The sequence below is a fragment of the Dyella sp. genome (genome assembly GCF_035503745.1).
Lineage (GTDB): Bacteria > Pseudomonadota > Gammaproteobacteria > Xanthomonadales > Rhodanobacteraceae > Dyella_B.
In genome coordinates, this window is sequence record NZ_DATJTC010000043.1 from 18,108 (window position 1) to 33,922 (window position 15,815).

Here is a 15,815-nt window from a genome sequence, read left to right on the forward strand (position 1 = left end):
GCAAATTAGGGAGAAAAGCATGTCACGTATGACCCAAACAGGATGGCTGCTGGCGGTCGCCGTGACCGCCGCACTGGCGGGGTGCGCGCAGAACGCGTCCGCGCCCAAGCCGGCGCCCGCGTCGGTGCGCAGGGCAGTGCCGTCGGTGAGCACGGTGTTTCAGGACAAGCAGTCGTACCTGGCCCAGCATTTCACTGTGACCTTGCTGGTCCAGCCCGTGCAGGACTACCTCACGCAGATGGGGTCGGCGCCGGTATCCTTCGACCGCCTGCTGATAACGCAGAAGAGCAGCATGACAAAGCCCGGCGCAGATGCGCCGTCGCACTTCATCAACGTGGTGGAGTACGAGAACGCGGGCAATGGCCTGGTGCGATCGATCAACACGTTGCAGAACAACGGCTTCGATATTTCGACCTACTTTGATTTGACCTACCGCGGCATTTTCCCGTTGCGCTCGCAAAAGTTCCTGACAGCATCGACGACATGGCCTTTCCTGTTCGAGGCCAGGCAGATCGACCATCTGGATACCGACTTTTCCGCGCCACGCATCACCTATAGCTATCGCAACGGCATCAGCGGACGCACGGTGGTGTCCAACCCGATCCAGATCAGCTGTACGTCCGGCCTGCGCTATAGCGCATCGACGCTCAATCCGAGCATCGAAGGGATGGCGCACGAACTGAACTGCCAATGGCAGAACGGTAACGGCGTGGTGACCAGCGACACGACCTACACGTATTTGGAAAAGTACGGCGTGGCGTTTGTTTCGCACGTAAAGACTTCGACCTCGGACATCTCGGTTGCCATAGATACGTTCAAGGTCGAATGACGCCGCTTACGCCGGTGCCGGCACGCGATGCCGGCGCCGGTGGCTTTGCATGTGAAAGCCTCCGCTATCGATACGCCTGGCCGCCATCGGGCCGGGCATGCACAAATTTTTGTCACGATTTCGCCGCGCAGGTAGTAGCCTTTACCGGCGAACATGTCTGCGGATGCCGCGACGTGACGCGCGTGCGAACGGGCCGTGGCCCGTCTTCACCGATCGGGAGATTTCCATGCAATACCGTCGCCTTGGCCGCACCGGCCTGCAGTTGTCCGCGCTCTCCTTTGGCGCGTGGGTCACCTTCGGGCGGCAGGTGGGGCGCTCCGACGCGCGCGAACTGCTGGCGCTGGCGTGGGATCGCGGCGTCAACTTTTTCGACAACGCCGAAACCTACAACCACGGCGAAGCCGAGCGCCTGATGGGCGACGTGCTTGCCGATTTGCGTTTTCCCCGCGACAGCTATTGCGTATCCAGCAAGGTGTATTTCGGCGCCGCGGAGAAACCGCGCCCCACCCAGCGCGGCCTGTCGCGCAAGCATGTGATCGAAGCCTGCCACCAGGCGCTGGAGCGTCTGCGGGTGGGGCATCTGGATCTTTATCTGTGCCATCGCCCCGACCCCGACACGCCGATCGAAGAAACGGTCGCCGCGATGGATACGCTGATCCGCCAGGGCAAGGTGCTGTACTGGGGCACGAGCGAGTGGTCCGCCCACGCCATCGATGAGGCGCACCGCGTCGCGCAGGCCATGCACATGTATGCGCCGGTCGTCGAGCAACCGCAGTACAACCTGTTGCATCGCGAGCGGGTGGAGCAGGAATACGCGCCGCTGTACGAAAAATACGGCATGGGCACCACCATCTGGTCGCCGCTCGCATCGGGCCTGCTCAGCGGCAAATACAACCAGGGCGTGCCGCAAGGCTCGCGCCTGACGCAGCCGGGCTACGAATGGCTGCGCGACATGGTGCTGGGCGAAGGCGGCGAGCGGGTGGAGAAGGCGAAGGCGTTGCCGGCCATCGCCGCGGAGCTGGGTACGACGCCCGCGCCATTGGCGATCGCCTGGTGCATGAGCAACCCGCATGTATCGACCGTGCTGCTGGGCGCCAGCCGCAAGGAGCAGCTGGAGCAGAACCTCAGCGCACTGGATGTGCTGCCGCGCCTGGATGCGGCGATTAAGGCGCGGCTGGAACAGATGTTCGCCTGACCGGACCGGCGGTCGGCGGCTCATCGGGTGCCCTCCAACGGACGGCTTGACTATTGAATGAGAATTATTATCATTTGATCGTCACCTGACGATGGAGCCGAGCCATGTCCGCCACCACGCTAACCCTGTCCCGCCCCACGCCGCCGCCTATGATCCCGCCGGCGGACGCGTCATCGGTCGCCCAAGTGCGGCGCATTTCCAGCCAGCGTCTGCTGGCCGGCGAGCGCGAACTGGTGATCCAGCACCTGGGCAGCGAATACCACCTGCGCCTGACGCGCAATGGCAAGCTGATCCTTACCAAATAGCCCTACGCCGGCTTCGGCCGGCATGCCGCCGTTGCCCGCATGGGCGGGGCGAGTGTCGCAATCCACGCCTGTGCCAGCGCGCGCCGCGCATGCCAGCCGGCTCTTCACGCAAGGAGATCGCCATGTTCGGCTGGCTGGCCGCCCATACCACCCCGTTGTGCCCGCATGTGGTGCCGACGATCCTGTCGCGGCGCACGCGGCCGATCACCCCGCAACGCCTGCTGCGCGCGCTACCGGATCTGGGGGCGGTGTTGTACCTGCACGCCACCACCAGGGCGGTGATGGTTGATGCGCATCCGCCGGGGATACTGGTTGCCCAGCGTGCGTTCGCGCCGCTGCTGGATACGCGCTGGCTGTGCGCCACCAGCGTCGTCACCGACGATGGTCCGCGCGAATGGTGGGAATGCATCGATCGGTCCGGCCGTCCGCGCGCACGTCTGCATCTGCTGCCCGATACCGACTATCTGGCGTGGGATGCGGTAACCGCTTCGCATGACGCAGACATCGCGCCTTCGGCGGCGCGGGCCGGACAATGGTTGCGGCCCGACAGCGCCAGGGTGGTGCACTTCCGCCTGCGCCCTTTCGCGGGCCTGGATGTACTGGAGCAGGTGCCTGCCGCTTCGCTGTCGCCGCTCGGCAGCCGCGTGGCGGCGCAGATCGCCAGGGCCGAGGCGGCGACGCTGCAGCCGTAGCCTGTCCGCGCGGCCTGTCCACTTGTCCGGGGTGTGTCCGCGGACAACGGCGCGGCGGCCTGATGATGATTTAAACCATTGATTGGTAAAAAGTAATATGCGCTGCGCCGACTGGCACGCGGATTGCTGACAGAGGTGTGGGGCCGCACTGTCCGCGGCCAGGGACCACACCATGATTCGTGATACTTCAGCCCAGGATCGCCTGATCCAGATCAAGCCAAGCCGCAAGAAGAAGGCTTTGTGGATCGGCGGCGGCGTGGCCGCCGTGATCGCACTGGCGCTGGTGCTGCCGGGCATCTCGCGGCTGTTTTCGGCGGATGCGTCGGTCAGCGCATCGCGCCTGGCGTTCGCCACCGTGGAGCGCGGCCCGTTCGTGCGCGACATCGCGGCCGAAGGCCAGGTGGTCGCCGCGGTCAGCCCGACGCTGTATGCCACCTACGGCGGCGCGGTCACGCTGAAGGTGCATGCGGGCGACTACGTCAAGAAGGGCGAAGTGCTCGCGGTGATCGACAGTCCCGAACTGGTCAACAAGCTCGCGCAGGAAGAATCCAACGCCGATGCGATGCAGGTGGATTACCTGCGCGCGCAGAACGCCTCGCGCATGCTGACCTCGCAAATGGAGAAGGCGTACGACAACGCCAAGATCGACGACCAAACCGCCAGGCGCGACCTGGACCGCTACGAAACCGCCTACAAAGGCGGCGGCGTGCCGGAGATGGACGTCGACCGCGCCAAGGACACGCTGGAAAAAGCCGACATCGCGCTCATGCACGCCCAAGCCGATCGCAATCTCAATAGCGCCAGCGGCACGTTCGACATCGAGGCCAAGAAGCTCGCGCACGATCGCCAGGTGCTGCTGGTGCAGGATCTGCAGCGCCAGGTCGATGATCTCAACGTGCGTTCGCCGGTCGATGGACAGGTGGGTCAGTTGTTCATCGCCGAGCGCGCCACCGTCGCCAAGAATGCACAGCTGCTCAGTGTGATCGACCTGTCCGCGCTGGAAGTGGAGGTCAAGGTACCCGAAAGCTTCGCCCGCGACCTGGCCATCGGCATGACCGGCGACATCAGCGGCAACGACAACAACTGGAAGGGCATCGTCAGTGCGATCTCGCCCGAAGTGGTCAACGGCGAAGTGGCCGCGCGCGTGCGCTTCGAAGGCGCCACGCCCAAGCAGCTGCGCCAGAACCAGCGTCTGTCCGTGCGCATCCTGCTCGATCATCGCCAAAACGTGCTTACCGTGCAGCGCGGTTCGTTCGTCGATGAATCCGGCGGCAGCTACGCCTATGTCGTGCGCGACGGCATCGCCACCAAGACCCCCATCCGCGTGGGCGAAAGCAGCATCGACAAGGTGGAAATCCTCGATGGCCTGAAGGAAGGCGACAACATCGTGATCTCCGGTACCGATAACTTCAAAGGCGCGCAGCGGGTCGTGATCAGCCGCTGACGATTACTTCCTCCCGCGTTCGCGCGGGAGGGCTGGGGTGGGGTGGGCTCATCGGCCCGGCCTTCACCCCGTCCCAGCCTCCTTCGGCCAAAGAAGGAGGGGCAAACACCAAACCGAAGGATAAAACTCATGCTGAAGATGACGCATCTCTCCAAGGTCTATCGCACCGAAGTGGTGGAAACCTACGCGCTACGCGATTTCAACATCGATGTGAAGGAAGGCGAGTTCGTGGCCGTGACCGGTCCGTCGGGCTCGGGCAAGACCACCTTCCTCACCATCGCGGGCCTGTTGGAAACCTTCACCGGCGGCGAGTATCACCTGGATAACATCGAGGTGAGCCAGCTCGACGACAACGCGCGTTCGAAGATCCGCAATGAAAAGATCGGCTTCATCTTCCAGGCTTTCAACCTGATTCCCGATCTGAACGTGTTCGACAACGTCGAAGTGCCGCTGCGCTACCGCGGCATGAAGGCGCCCGAGCGCAAGGAGCGCATCATGAACGCGCTGGAGCGCGTGGGCCTGGCATCGCGCGCCAAGCACTATCCGGCGGAATTGTCCGGCGGCCAGCAGCAGCGCGTGGCCATCGCCCGCGCGCTGGCCGGCAGCCCGCGCCTGCTGCTGGCGGACGAACCGACCGGCAACCTCGATACGCAGATGGCGCGCGGCGTGCTGGAGCTGTTGGAGGAAATCCATCGCGAAGGCGCCACCATCGTCATGGTGACGCACGATCCGGAGCTGGCCGCGCGTGCGCAACGCAACGTGCACATCATCGACGGCCAAGTGGTGGATCTGGCGGAAGATCCGCGCTTCCACACCGCCTACACCGCGGCTGCCGGCCAGGTGCGCGGCTGATCGCAATCATGCCCTCCCCGCACGTGGCGGGGAGGGATGCAGCAGCGGACGCCCGCGCGGCAACGCGGGCGCATGCGAGCCGCTTGTTCCACACGCCAACGCACATAGGATTTCCATGTTCAACTACTACCTACAACTCGGCTTGCACAGCTTGAAGCGTAACCCTGCGCTCACCGCGTTGATGGTGATGGCGATCGCGTTTGGCGTGTCGGCGTCGATGGTGACCTATTCGGTGTTTCGCGCGGTATCGGGCGACCCGATACCGGAAAAGTCCTCGCAACTGTTCGTGCCGCAGATCGACAGCTGGGGCCCGCAGCGGACGCAGGACGGCAAGCCGCCGGGCGCGTTGAACTACGTAGACGCCATGGCGCTGCTGCGGGCGCATCAGTCCTCGCGCATGACCTTGATCTATTCCCTCATGCTTTCGGCGCTGCCGCACGACGCCAACAGCGTGCCCAGCCAAGCGATCGGCTATGCGGTGACGGCCGATTTCTTCCCGATGTTCAACACGCCGTTCTTGTACGGCGGCCCATGGAGCAATGCCGACGACGATCACCGCGCGTCGGACGTAGTGATCTCCGACTCCTTCAACCAGCGCATGTTCGGCGGCGCCAATAGCGTGGGGCGCGAAATCACGCTTTCCGGCCACGATTATCGCATTGTGGGCGTGACCCGGCATTGGAACCCCAGCCCGCGCTTCTACAGCGTGTGGGGTGAAAGCGGCTTCGGCGATCCGCCGGATTTCTTCCTGCTGCTCAACCGCGCGCTCGACCTGAAACTGGACAACACCGGCCGCAGCAGCTGCCGCGGGCAACTGACGTTCAAGAGCTGGGACCAATGGCTGCAAAGCAACTGCATTTGGCTGATGCCATGGGTGGAACTGGATACATCCGCCGACGTCGCGCACTACCGGCAGTTTCTGGAAAGCTATAGCGCCCAGCAGCAGCGCGCCGGGCGCTTCGGCTGGGCGCCCAATATCGAGCTGGACGACGTGCCGCAGTGGCTTGCCATGCAGCATGTGATCCCGCCGGAAAGCCGCATTTCGCTGGTGGTGGCGCTGTGCTTCCTGGTCATCTGCCTGGTCAACACGATCGGTTTGCTGCTGGCAAAGTTCATGCGCCGCGCCGGCGAGATCGGCGTGCGCCGCGCGCTTGGCGCAACGCGCCATGAAATCTATTCGCAGTACCTGGTGGAGGCCGGCTCGGTCGGCCTGGCCGGCGGCATCGTGGGCTTGCTGCTGACCGCCGCTGGGATGTCGGGGGTGGGCTTGCTGTTCGAACCGGAGATTGCGCGGCTGGCGCACCTGGACGTGTCGCTGGTGGGTCTCACGGTGGCGGTGGCGGTGATTGCAACGGTGGTGGCGGCGGTCTATCCGGCCTGGCGCGCCGCGCAGGTGCAGCCGGCCTGGCAACTGAAATCGAACTGAGGCGGAGAAACGAGCATGCAGATCCAACCCATTCTCGCCGCGCTGCGCAAACACAAGGCCGGTACCGCGCTGATCGCGCTGCAGATCGCGTTGACGCTGGCGATCGTGTGCAATGCGCTGTTCATCATCCACCAGCGCCTTGCGCATATCGCCGAGCCCACTGGTGTGGATGAAGCCAATGTCTTTGTGATCGAAAACATGTGGGCCGAGCAGTACAACACGCAGCAGGCCGTTTCGAACGTGGAGCAGGACCTGGCCACACTGCGCAACCTGCCTGCGGTGCAGGACGCCACGCAAAGCGACAGTTACCCGTTGTCGATCACCAGCGGCAGCGACAACTTCATTACGCTCAAGGACAATCAGGTCCAGCCCACCACCGACGCGTCGGTCTACGCCGGCGACGAGCACTTCCTGCGTACGCTTGGCCTGAAGTTGATCGCCGGACGCGATTTCCGTGCCGATGAAGTCAGGGATTCGGGACAGCGGGACGTAGTGACGCCACCGGTTGCCATCATCAGCAAGGCGATGGCGGACAAGCTGTATCCCAACGGCGATGCGCTCGGCAAGAGCTTTTATTCCATGAGCACCAATCCGGTGACCATCGTCGGCATCGTGCAAACCATGCAGCGCTCGCGTCTTGGCTCATGGAGCGCGCCGTATGCGGAGCAGTCGATGGTGTGGCCGGTGCGCGATGGATCGCCGATCGGGGTGTTCTACATCGTGCGGGCCAAGCCGGGCCAGCTGGCGGCGGCGATGCGCGAAGCGCCCAAGGCGCTGTATGCGCTCAACCGCATGCGCATCATCAATCCCAAGGACGGCATCCTGAGTTTTGCGCAAGTGCGCCAGCGCGCCTACGACAGCGACCGTGGCATGGCTATCCTGATGGGTATCATTTGCGTGGTATTGCTGGCCATCACCGGCGCGGGCATCGTCGGGCTCACCAGCTTCTGGGTGGGTCAGCGCCGTCGCCAGATCGGCGTGCGGCGGGCGCTCGGCGCCACCCATCGCGACATCCTGCACTACTTTCTTACCGAGAATCTGCTCATCAGTCTTGGTGGCGTCATTGTGGGCATCGTGCTGACCTTCGGCCTCAACCTGTGGCTGGTGACGCGCTTCGAGCTGTCCGTCATGCCACTGACCTATGTGCTGAGCGGGGTGGCGATGCTGCTCATGCTGGGGCAGGGCGCGGTATTCGCACCGGCTTTGCGCGCCTCGCGCGTGCCGCCGGTGGAGGCGACGCGGCCAGCATGAAAACGCCACGCTTTACCATGGTTGGGGAGTAAGGACGCGATGCTCGCCTACTATCTGCGATTGGGTCTGCATAGCCTGCGGCGCAATCCCATCCTCACCGCCTTGATGGTGATGGCGATCGGTTTCGGCGTGGCGTCGTCGATGACCACTTACGCTGTGTTCCGCGCCGTGTCGGGCAATCCGCTGCCGGAAAAATCGGCACAGCTGTTCGTGCCGCAGATCGATGTGTGGGGGCCGGAAAGCCGCGCGCGCGGCTTCGACATGCCCGATTCGTTGACCTATACCGATGCCACGGCCCTGATGCGCGATCACAAGGCGGCGCGCCAGACGGCCATCTATCCGGTGGGCTTCACGCTGGTGCCGCGCGATGCCGCGCGCGAACCTTTCGCGGTCAGCGGCTACGCGGCGTACGCCGATTTCTTCCCGATGTTCAACGTGCCGTTTGTTTACGGCGGCGGCTGGGATGCCGCGCAAGACCAGGCGCGCGCGGCGGTGGTGGTGATCAGCAGCAAACTCAACCAGCAGCTATTCGGCGGCGCCGACAGCATCGGGCAGCTGGTGCACCTGGACGACCACGACTATCAGGTGATCGGCGTGGTAGCCGATTGGAACCCGCGGCCGCGCTTCTACGACGTCAACAATTCCAGCGGCTTTGACAACCCGCCCGATTTCTTCCTGCCCTTTACCCGGGCGATCGATACGCAAACCGAAACCACCGGCAACGACAACTGCTACGGCAGCGCCGGACGCAAGCCCGGCTTCGACGGCTGGCTGCAATCGGAATGCGCGTGGGTGTCCTACTGGGTCCAATTGCCCGATGCGGCAGCGGTGCGCGCCTATCGCAGTTATTTGTTGAGCTATGCCGACCAACAGCGCGAGGCGGGGCGTTTTCGTTGGCCTTCTTACATCACGCTGCGCAATCTCACCGAGTGGATGGACTACGAGCGGGTGGTGCCGCCGGAGACGCGTATCTCGTTGCTGCTGTCGCTGGGTTTTCTGCTGGTGTGCCTGATCAATACGGTCGGCCTGATGCTGGCCAAGTTCATGCGTCGCGCCGGCGAGATCGGCGTGCGCCGCGCGCTGGGTGCGTCGCGGCGCGAGATCTGGCTGCAGTTTCTGGCCGAGGCGGCGATGGTCGGCGTGAGCGGCGGCGTGGCCGGGGTGGTGCTGACCGGGGTTGGCGTGCTGGGTGTGGGGCTGGTGTTCGAGCCGGACATTGCGCGGCTGGCGCACATCAATTTGAGCCTGGTTGGATTGACCCTGCTTTGTGCGTTGTTCGCCACGCTGGCGGCGGCCTTCTACCCGACTTGGCGGGCGTCGCGCGTGCAGCCGGCGTGGCAGCTGAAATCCCACTGAGGCGATGACGATGCAGATTCGACCCATCCTCGCCACGCTCAGGCACCACAAGGCCGGCACGTTGCTGATTGCGCTGCAGATCGCGCTGACGCTGGCGATCGTGTGCAACGCGCTGTTCATCATCCATGAGCGGCTGGCGCATTTGTCGCAACCGAGCGGCGTGGATGAAAGCGACCTGCTGGTGATCACCAACCGATGGGCCAACAAACCCACCCAAGGCGAGATCGGATCGTTGATGGCCCAGGATCTGGCGACGCTGCGCAAGGTGCCGGGCGTTGCCAATGCCTATGCCACCGATGCGTATCCGCTGAGCGGCAGCGGCATCGCCTACGGCATCGGCCATAGCCCGGAAAAACGGAAATTCGTATCCAGCACGGCGATCTACTTCACCGACGACAACGCATTGCCCACGCTCGGGCTGAAGCTGGTGGCGGGGCGCAACTTCCGGCCCGATGAAATCGGCCAGATCGGCGGTCGCGACAAGATCGCGCCGCGCGTACTGATCATCACCCGCGAACTGGCCCGGCGCCTGTTTCCAGGTGAATCGGCGGTCGGCAAGATCGCCTTCGTCAGCGACCAGCCGAGCATCATCGTCGGCGTGGTCGAGCGCATGCAGTCGCCCTATGTGGATAGCTCGATGACCGAGTGGGCCGACTGTTCCACGCTGCTGCCGTTTCGCCAGCTGGTGACGCCGACCACGTACGTGGTGCGCGCGCAACCCGGACAGTTGGAGGAAGTCGCCCGGCGCGTGCGCGCTGCGCTGTACGCGGCCAACCGCATGCGCGTCATTCGCCCCGACAATGGTGTGAAGACGTTCGCGCAGGTGCGCGCCCAGGCCTACAAGAGCGACCGCGGCATGGCCATTCTGATGGCGTGGATCAGCGTGATCCTGCTGGCGATCACCGCGGCGGGCATCGTGGGGCTGACCAGTTTCTGGGTGGGGCAGCGGCGCAAGCAGATCGGCGTGCGTCGCGCGCTGGGTGCCACGCGCCACGACATTCTCCGTTATTTCCTGACCGAGAACCTGCTGATCGGGGTGGGCGGCGTGCTGCTTGGCGGCGTGCTCGCGCTGGGCCTGAACCTTTGGATGATGAAACAGTTTGAAGTAGCCCGGCTGGCGCCGGGTTACGTGTTGGCAGGGGTGGTGACGCTGCTGTTGCTGGGGCAGTGCGCGGTGCTGGCGCCGGCGCTGCGCGCATCCAGGGTGCCGCCAGTGGAAGCCACGCGATCGGTATGAATGACGACGCTCTCGCAAGAGAGTCATCAACGCGATAAGGGAGACGCCCATGCTGGGCTATTACATTGATCTGGCGGTACGCAGCCTCAAGCGAAGTCCCGGACTGACGCTGTTGATGATCTTGACGGTGGGCTTCGGCGTGGCGGCGTCCATGGTGACCTACTCGGTGTTTCGCGCCGTGTCGGGCGATCCCATTCCATGGAAATCGGCGCAGCTGTATGTGCCGCAGATCGAATTGTGGGGGCCCAAGGGTCATGGCGGTCCCGGCGACAACGGCGATCCGGAGGACGCGTTCGACTACATCGACGCCACCGCGCTGATGCGCGACCACCGCGCCAAATACCAGTCGGCGATGTACATGATTACCCCCTCGGTGGTGCCGGCCGATGCGGGCCAGCATCCGATCAACGTGGAAGGACACGCGGTATTCAACGAATTTTTTCCCATGACCGATGCGCCGTTCGAATACGGCAGCGGCTGGGGCGCGGCCGACGATCAGGAGCGCGCTGCCGTGGCGGTGATCAGCGACAAGCTCAACCGGAGACTGTTCGGCGGTGCCAACAGCGTGGGCAAGGTGATCGACATCGACGGCAAGGACTACCGCATCGTCGGCGTACTGAACAAGTGGTCGCCGCAGCCGCGCTTCTACGATGTGGTCAACACCGGCGGCTTTACCACCAATGCCGACGACTTGTTCATTCCGTTCATGCGCGCCATCGACATGGACATGGCCAATGACGGCAACACCAACTGTGCGGAAACACCGGCGCAATCGGGCTTCAAAGGTTTACAGCAGTCGTCCTGCATCTGGATCAGCTACATGGTGCAGCTCGATAGCGCGGCCGACGCGGCGGCGTTCAAGCAGTATCTGGACGGCTATGCCCGCGAGCAGCAGCATGCGGGCCGCTTCAGCTGGGCGCCGAACAACCGCCTGCGCAACTTGCACCAGTGGCTCGACGCCGAACACGTGGTGCCCAGCGATACCGAAGTTTCGCTGCTGGTGGCGATCGGCCTGCTGCTGGTCTGCCTGGTCAATACGGCGGGCCTGCTGCTGGCGAAGTTCCTGCGCCGAAGCGGCGAGATCGGCGTGCGGCGTGCCATCGGTGCACCGCGCGCGGCGATCTACGCGCAGTTCATGGTCGAGGCGGCCATCGTGGGCTTGAGCGGCGGCGTACTCGGTTTGCTGCTGACCGGCATCGGCATTCGCGGCGTGGGTTGGGTGCTGCCCAAGGACATCGCCAACCTGGCGCACCTGGACGTGCAGTTGCTGCTGTTGACCCTGGTGGTGGCAGTGGTGTCCACCATGCTTGCCGGCATCTATCCCACTTTCCGTGCTTCGCGCGTACAGCCTGCGTGGCAGCTGAAGTCAAACTGAGAATCGAGGAAACGCTCATGAGCCTGCATCCCATTCTCGCCGCACTGCGCAAGCACAAGGCCGGCGTCGTGCTGATTGCCCTGCAGATCGCGCTGACCCTGGCGATCGTGTGCAACGCGGTATTCATCATCTACAGCCGCGTGGAAAAGGTGAATCGGCCCACCGGCATCGATGAAAGCAATTTGTTGCTGATCACCGAGCAATGGGTGGGTGCGCCCAGCATGGACACGCCCGCCGGCGTGCAGCAGCTGGACAGCATGCTGCGCCAGGATCTGGATACGCTGCGGCGGATGCCCGATGTCACTTCGGCCACCACGATCACCTCGTTGCCCCTGCTCAACTCCAGTTGGGTGGGCGGCATTGCGTTGAAGCCCGGAGCGCAGACGCCGGGCAAGAACGACGTACAGACCGCCATGTACTTCGGCGACGAGCAGATGGTCGGCACGCTGGGACTGCAGATTGTCGAAGGCCGCAACTTCAATGCCTCGGAAATCGCCAACAAAGGCATGCGCGACCAGCGAGAGCCGCCGATCGTGATCATCACGCAGGATCTGGCCAAGCGGCTGTTTCCCAACGACAGCGCCGTCGGCAAGGTGGTGTATTTCGACGGCGGCAATACGCCCAGTACGATCATCGGCGTGGTCAAGCGCATGCAGACGCCGGCCGTGGGCTGGGGCGATCGCTTTACCTGGTATTCGACCCTGATGCCGTTCCGCATCAATGCCTCGTTCGCGCGCTACGCCGTGCGCACGCGGCCGGGCCGGCTCGATGCCGTGGCGCGCAGTGTGGCCGGCACGCTTTACGCCAGCAATCGGTTGCGCGTTATCGACGAGGACGATGGCGTGAAGCGTTTTAGCGACATCCGCGCCGAGGCATACCGCGCCGATATCGGCATGGCGGTGTTGATGGGCGTGGTGTGCCTGATCCTGCTGGCGGTTACGGCGGCGGGCATCGTCGGCCTCACCAGTTTCTGGGTCGGCCAGCGTCATCGCCAGATCGGCGTGCGGCGCGCACTGGGCGCGCGCAAGATCGACATCCTGCATTACTTCCAACTGGAAAACCTGATGATCGCCGGTGCCGGCGCGGTCGTCGGCATCGTCTTGGCGCTGGGCCTCAATCGCCTGCTGATGAGCAAGTTCGAGATGGAGAGCCTGCCTGTCTACTACGTGGTCCTGGGGCTATTGATGGTGATGTTGCTTGGGCAGATTGCGGTGTTCGTGCCGGCACGCCGGGCCTCGAACGTGCCACCGGTGGTGGCGACGCGCTCGGTATAAGAGGTTTTCACGGTTGGATGGAGCTTTACCTTGGGAGGGGTGCGATGCTTGGCTACTATCTCGATCTTGCGGTGCGCAGCTTAAAGCGCAACAAGGTTCTCACGGCGCTGATGATCGTGACGCTGGCGCTTGGCATCGGCGCGTCGATCACCACGTTGACCGTGCTCAAACTGCTGTCCGGCGATCCGCTGCCGGGGAAAAGCGGGCAGTTGTTCTATGCGCGCGTGGATCCCAATCCGCTGGAAGGCTACGTGCCGGGGCAGACCAAGCCCGACAGCATCATGACCTATACCGACGCGATGAATCTGCTGCACGCGCATCGCGCGACGCGGCAAGCCGCGATGGCGCTGATCGATGCGAAGATCGACGCGCGGCAGCCCAACGAGCACCCGTATTTCGCCGACGGCGTGATGACGACGTCGGAGTTCTTCGCCCTGTTCAATGCGCCCTTTCAATATGGCGGCGGCTGGACCGCGGACGATGACGAAGGCCGCGCGACGCTGGTGGTGATCGCCGGTTTTCTCAATGACAAGCTGTTCGGCGGTGCCAACAGCGTGGGCCGCATCATCCGCATCGACGACCGCGACTTTCGCATCGTGGGCGTGCTCAAGCACTGGGCGCCGCAGCCGCGTTTCTACGCGACAGATCTGGGCGGCCGCGACTACGGCGATGGCGATGCGGTGTTCATGCCGCTTAAAACGGCCCGTTCGCTGGACAAGGGGCCGCAGGATACGGAGTGCTTCGGGCCGGTCACGGACCTCAAGGATCTGGAGACGGCGCCGTGCGAATGGCTCGGCTTTTGGGTGCAGCTGGACGATCGCGCCGCCGTCGCCAGTTATCGCGCGTTCCTCGATGGCTATGCCAGGCAGCAGGCGGCGCTGGGGCGCTTCAAGCGCTCGGAAACCTCGTTGCTGGATTTGATGAGCTGGCTCAGCGACCAGCAGGTGGTGCCCAATGACGCGAAGTTGCAGACCTATCTGGCGTTCGGTTTCCTGCTGATCTGCATCGTCAATACGGTTGGCCTGTTGCTGGCCAAGTGCCTGCGCCGTTCGCGCGAGATCGGCGTGCGCCGCGCCCTGGGCGCCACGCGGCGCGACATCTTCGCGCAATTCATGGTCGAGGCGGCGATCATCGGCGTGGCCGGCGGCGTGCTTGGCCTGGCGCTGGCGGAGCTGGGCCTGTGGGGTGTGCGGCATCAACCGGCCGAATACGCCGGCCTGGCGCATTTGGACGTCCAGATGTTCTTTTTCACGTTCGTCGTGGCATTGGTTGCCAGTCTCGTCGCCGGCTTATTGCCGGCCTGGCGCGCCTGTGTGGTGGCGCCGGCTCCCCAACTGAAGGCTGCCTGAGGTGATCATGGAAATCCGACCGATTGTCGCCAGCCTCAAGAAGCATCGCATCCCGACGCTGTTGATCGTGCTGCAGATCGCCCTGGCCTGCGCCGTGCTCTGCAATGCGGTGTTCATGATCGGCGGGCGGGTGAGGCAGATGCGCCTGGCCAACGCCATCGACGAACAAGGGCTGGTTTCGGTGTCCTTGCAAGGCACCGACCCCAAGCTGATCGCCAGCGATACGCAGCGCAATCTCGCCGCGTTGCGCTCGATCGCCGGAGTGCAGGCGGTGAGCGTGGTGCATACGCTGCCGCTGACCAATAACAACTGGGGCTGGAGCTTCGGCATCACGCCCGATTCGTCCGTCACCGACCAGAAGAACACCAACGTCACGCTTTATTTCGTGGGCCAGGGTTCGCAGCGGGCGCTGGGGCTGCGGCTGCTCGAAGGTCGGTATTTCAGCGACAGCGAGTATGTGGACAACGCGATCGCCGGCGGGGCGCTGCCCAACACGCACCTGGTGGTCATTACCCAGGCGCTGGGCAAGCAACTGTGGCCTGGCCAGTCGGCGTTGGGCAAGACGCTGTATTCCAAACCCAACTATTACACCGTTGTTGGCGTAGTCGCCGATGTATTGCGTCCGCGCTTGTGGTCGGACAATAGAAAGTCTTACTACAGTGCGTTCTTCCCAGTCGGTGCCGATGATGTGCTGCGCACTTATGTGCTGCGCGGGGCGCCCGCCGACCGCGACCGCATTTTGCGCGAAGCCATCGACGCATTGCAGACGGCGAACCCGCAGGCGGTGGTCAAGGGGGTTACTTTCCAGGCGATTCGCGACAAGTATTACGCGGACACCAACAGCATGGTGTGGATCCTGGTGCTGGTGTGCGCGGTGATGTTGGCGGTGACCGCGTTCGGCATCGTGGGCCTTACCAGTTTCTGGGTCGGGCAGCGTCGCCGCCAGATCGGCATCCGCCGCGCCGTGGGCGCCACGCGCGCGGATATCCTGCGCTATTTCCGCACCGAAAACTTCCTGCTCAGCTCGGCCGGCGTGGTGCTCGGCATGATCATGGCGTATGGCGTCAATCTGTATCTGATGAAGCAATACGAACTCGAACGCATGCCCTGGTATTACCTGCCGGCAGGTGCGCTGGCGTTGTGGCTGATCGGGCAGCTGGCCGTGTCCGGGCCGGCCATGCGCGCCGCCGCCGTGCCGCCGGTGGTGGCGACTCAACCGGCGTAAGGAGT

Annotated in this window: 14 protein-coding genes; all 14 read left to right on the forward strand. The window is 64.0% G+C overall.

The window, feature by feature from the left end:
• The first annotated feature begins 19 nt into the window (after positions 1-19).
• Positions 20-829, forward strand: coding sequence for a hypothetical protein (locus VME63_RS16470; RefSeq protein ID WP_325434444.1), 810 nt, complete (start codon positions 20-22; stop codon positions 827-829).
• Positions 830-1,055: 226 nt separating this feature from the next.
• Complete coding sequence (locus VME63_RS16475; RefSeq protein ID WP_325434445.1) at positions 1,056-2,024, forward strand: aldo/keto reductase; 969 nt, start codon at positions 1,056-1,058, stop codon at positions 2,022-2,024.
• A 149-nt stretch (positions 2,025-2,173) separates the two neighbouring features.
• The gene (gene hemP / locus VME63_RS16480) at positions 2,174-2,329 is read left to right on the forward strand and encodes a hemin uptake protein HemP (protein WP_325434571.1); all 156 of its coding nucleotides are present in this window, start codon (positions 2,174-2,176) and stop codon (positions 2,327-2,329) included.
• A gap of 122 nt (positions 2,330-2,451) precedes the next feature.
• The gene (locus VME63_RS16485; RefSeq protein ID WP_325434446.1) at positions 2,452-3,021 is read left to right on the forward strand and encodes a hypothetical protein; all 570 of its coding nucleotides are present in this window, start codon (positions 2,452-2,454) and stop codon (positions 3,019-3,021) included.
• A 172-nt stretch (positions 3,022-3,193) separates the two neighbouring features.
• A complete protein-coding gene (locus VME63_RS16490; RefSeq protein WP_325434447.1) occupies positions 3,194-4,465 on the forward strand; it encodes an efflux RND transporter periplasmic adaptor subunit in 1,272 nt (423 codons plus the stop codon).
• A 129-nt stretch (positions 4,466-4,594) separates the two neighbouring features.
• A complete protein-coding gene (locus VME63_RS16495) occupies positions 4,595-5,317 on the forward strand; it encodes an ABC transporter ATP-binding protein (RefSeq protein ID WP_325434448.1) in 723 nt (240 codons plus the stop codon).
• Positions 5,318-5,432: 115 nt separating this feature from the next.
• Entirely contained in the window at positions 5,433-6,743 is a 1,311-nt protein-coding gene (locus VME63_RS16500) for an ABC transporter permease (protein ID WP_325434449.1), read from the forward strand.
• Positions 6,744-6,758: 15 nt separating this feature from the next.
• A complete protein-coding gene (locus VME63_RS16505) occupies positions 6,759-7,994 on the forward strand; it encodes an ABC transporter permease (RefSeq protein ID WP_325434450.1) in 1,236 nt (411 codons plus the stop codon).
• 39 nt (positions 7,995-8,033) lie between these two features.
• The gene (locus tag VME63_RS16510; RefSeq protein ID WP_325434451.1) at positions 8,034-9,350 is read left to right on the forward strand and encodes an ABC transporter permease; all 1,317 of its coding nucleotides are present in this window, start codon (positions 8,034-8,036) and stop codon (positions 9,348-9,350) included.
• Positions 9,351-9,360: 10 nt separating this feature from the next.
• Positions 9,361-10,587 carry an ABC transporter permease gene (locus VME63_RS16515; protein WP_325434452.1) on the forward strand — a complete coding sequence of 409 codons (1,227 nt, stop codon included), beginning with the start codon at positions 9,361-9,363 and terminating at the stop codon, positions 10,585-10,587.
• Between the two features lie 49 nt (positions 10,588-10,636).
• Positions 10,637-11,962 (forward strand): ABC transporter permease, encoded by a 1,326-nt coding sequence (locus VME63_RS16520; protein WP_325434453.1) that lies wholly within the window; start codon positions 10,637-10,639, stop codon positions 11,960-11,962.
• Positions 11,963-11,979: 17 nt separating this feature from the next.
• Positions 11,980-13,236 (forward strand): ABC transporter permease, encoded by a 1,257-nt coding sequence (locus tag VME63_RS16525; protein WP_325434454.1) that lies wholly within the window; start codon positions 11,980-11,982, stop codon positions 13,234-13,236.
• Between the two features lie 44 nt (positions 13,237-13,280).
• Entirely contained in the window at positions 13,281-14,585 is a 1,305-nt protein-coding gene (locus VME63_RS16530) for an ABC transporter permease (RefSeq protein WP_325434455.1), read from the forward strand.
• Positions 14,586-14,592: 7 nt separating this feature from the next.
• A complete protein-coding gene (locus VME63_RS16535) occupies positions 14,593-15,810 on the forward strand; it encodes an ABC transporter permease (RefSeq protein ID WP_325434456.1) in 1,218 nt (405 codons plus the stop codon).
• Positions 15,811-15,815: the final 5 nt, after the last annotated feature.

Excerpts from the sequence above, each read along its gene's own strand:
- VME63_RS16490 (WP_325434447.1), top strand. The coding sequence starts at position 3,194 with ATGATTCGTGATACTTCAGCCCAGGATCGCCTGATCCAGATCAAGCCA.
- VME63_RS16485 (WP_325434446.1), top strand. The coding sequence starts at position 2,452 with ATGTTCGGCTGGCTGGCCGCCCATACCACCCCGTTGTGCCCGCATGTG.
- VME63_RS16475 (WP_325434445.1), top strand. The coding sequence starts at position 1,056 with ATGCAATACCGTCGCCTTGGCCGCACCGGCCTGCAGTTGTCCGCGCTC.
- VME63_RS16510 (WP_325434451.1), top strand. The coding sequence starts at position 8,034 with ATGCTCGCCTACTATCTGCGATTGGGTCTGCATAGCCTGCGGCGCAAT.
- VME63_RS16525 (WP_325434454.1), top strand. The coding sequence starts at position 11,980 with ATGAGCCTGCATCCCATTCTCGCCGCACTGCGCAAGCACAAGGCCGGC.
- VME63_RS16505 (WP_325434450.1), top strand. The coding sequence starts at position 6,759 with ATGCAGATCCAACCCATTCTCGCCGCGCTGCGCAAACACAAGGCCGGT.
- VME63_RS16530 (WP_325434455.1), top strand. The coding sequence starts at position 13,281 with ATGCTTGGCTACTATCTCGATCTTGCGGTGCGCAGCTTAAAGCGCAAC.
- VME63_RS16495 (WP_325434448.1), top strand. The coding sequence starts at position 4,595 with ATGCTGAAGATGACGCATCTCTCCAAGGTCTATCGCACCGAAGTGGTG.
- VME63_RS16535 (WP_325434456.1), top strand. The coding sequence starts at position 14,593 with ATGGAAATCCGACCGATTGTCGCCAGCCTCAAGAAGCATCGCATCCCG.
- VME63_RS16515 (WP_325434452.1), top strand. The coding sequence starts at position 9,361 with ATGCAGATTCGACCCATCCTCGCCACGCTCAGGCACCACAAGGCCGGC.
- VME63_RS16520 (WP_325434453.1), top strand. The coding sequence starts at position 10,637 with ATGCTGGGCTATTACATTGATCTGGCGGTACGCAGCCTCAAGCGAAGT.
- hemP (WP_325434571.1), top strand. The coding sequence starts at position 2,174 with ATGATCCCGCCGGCGGACGCGTCATCGGTCGCCCAAGTGCGGCGCATT.
- VME63_RS16470 (WP_325434444.1), top strand. The coding sequence starts at position 20 with ATGTCACGTATGACCCAAACAGGATGGCTGCTGGCGGTCGCCGTGACC.
- VME63_RS16500 (WP_325434449.1), top strand. The coding sequence starts at position 5,433 with ATGTTCAACTACTACCTACAACTCGGCTTGCACAGCTTGAAGCGTAAC.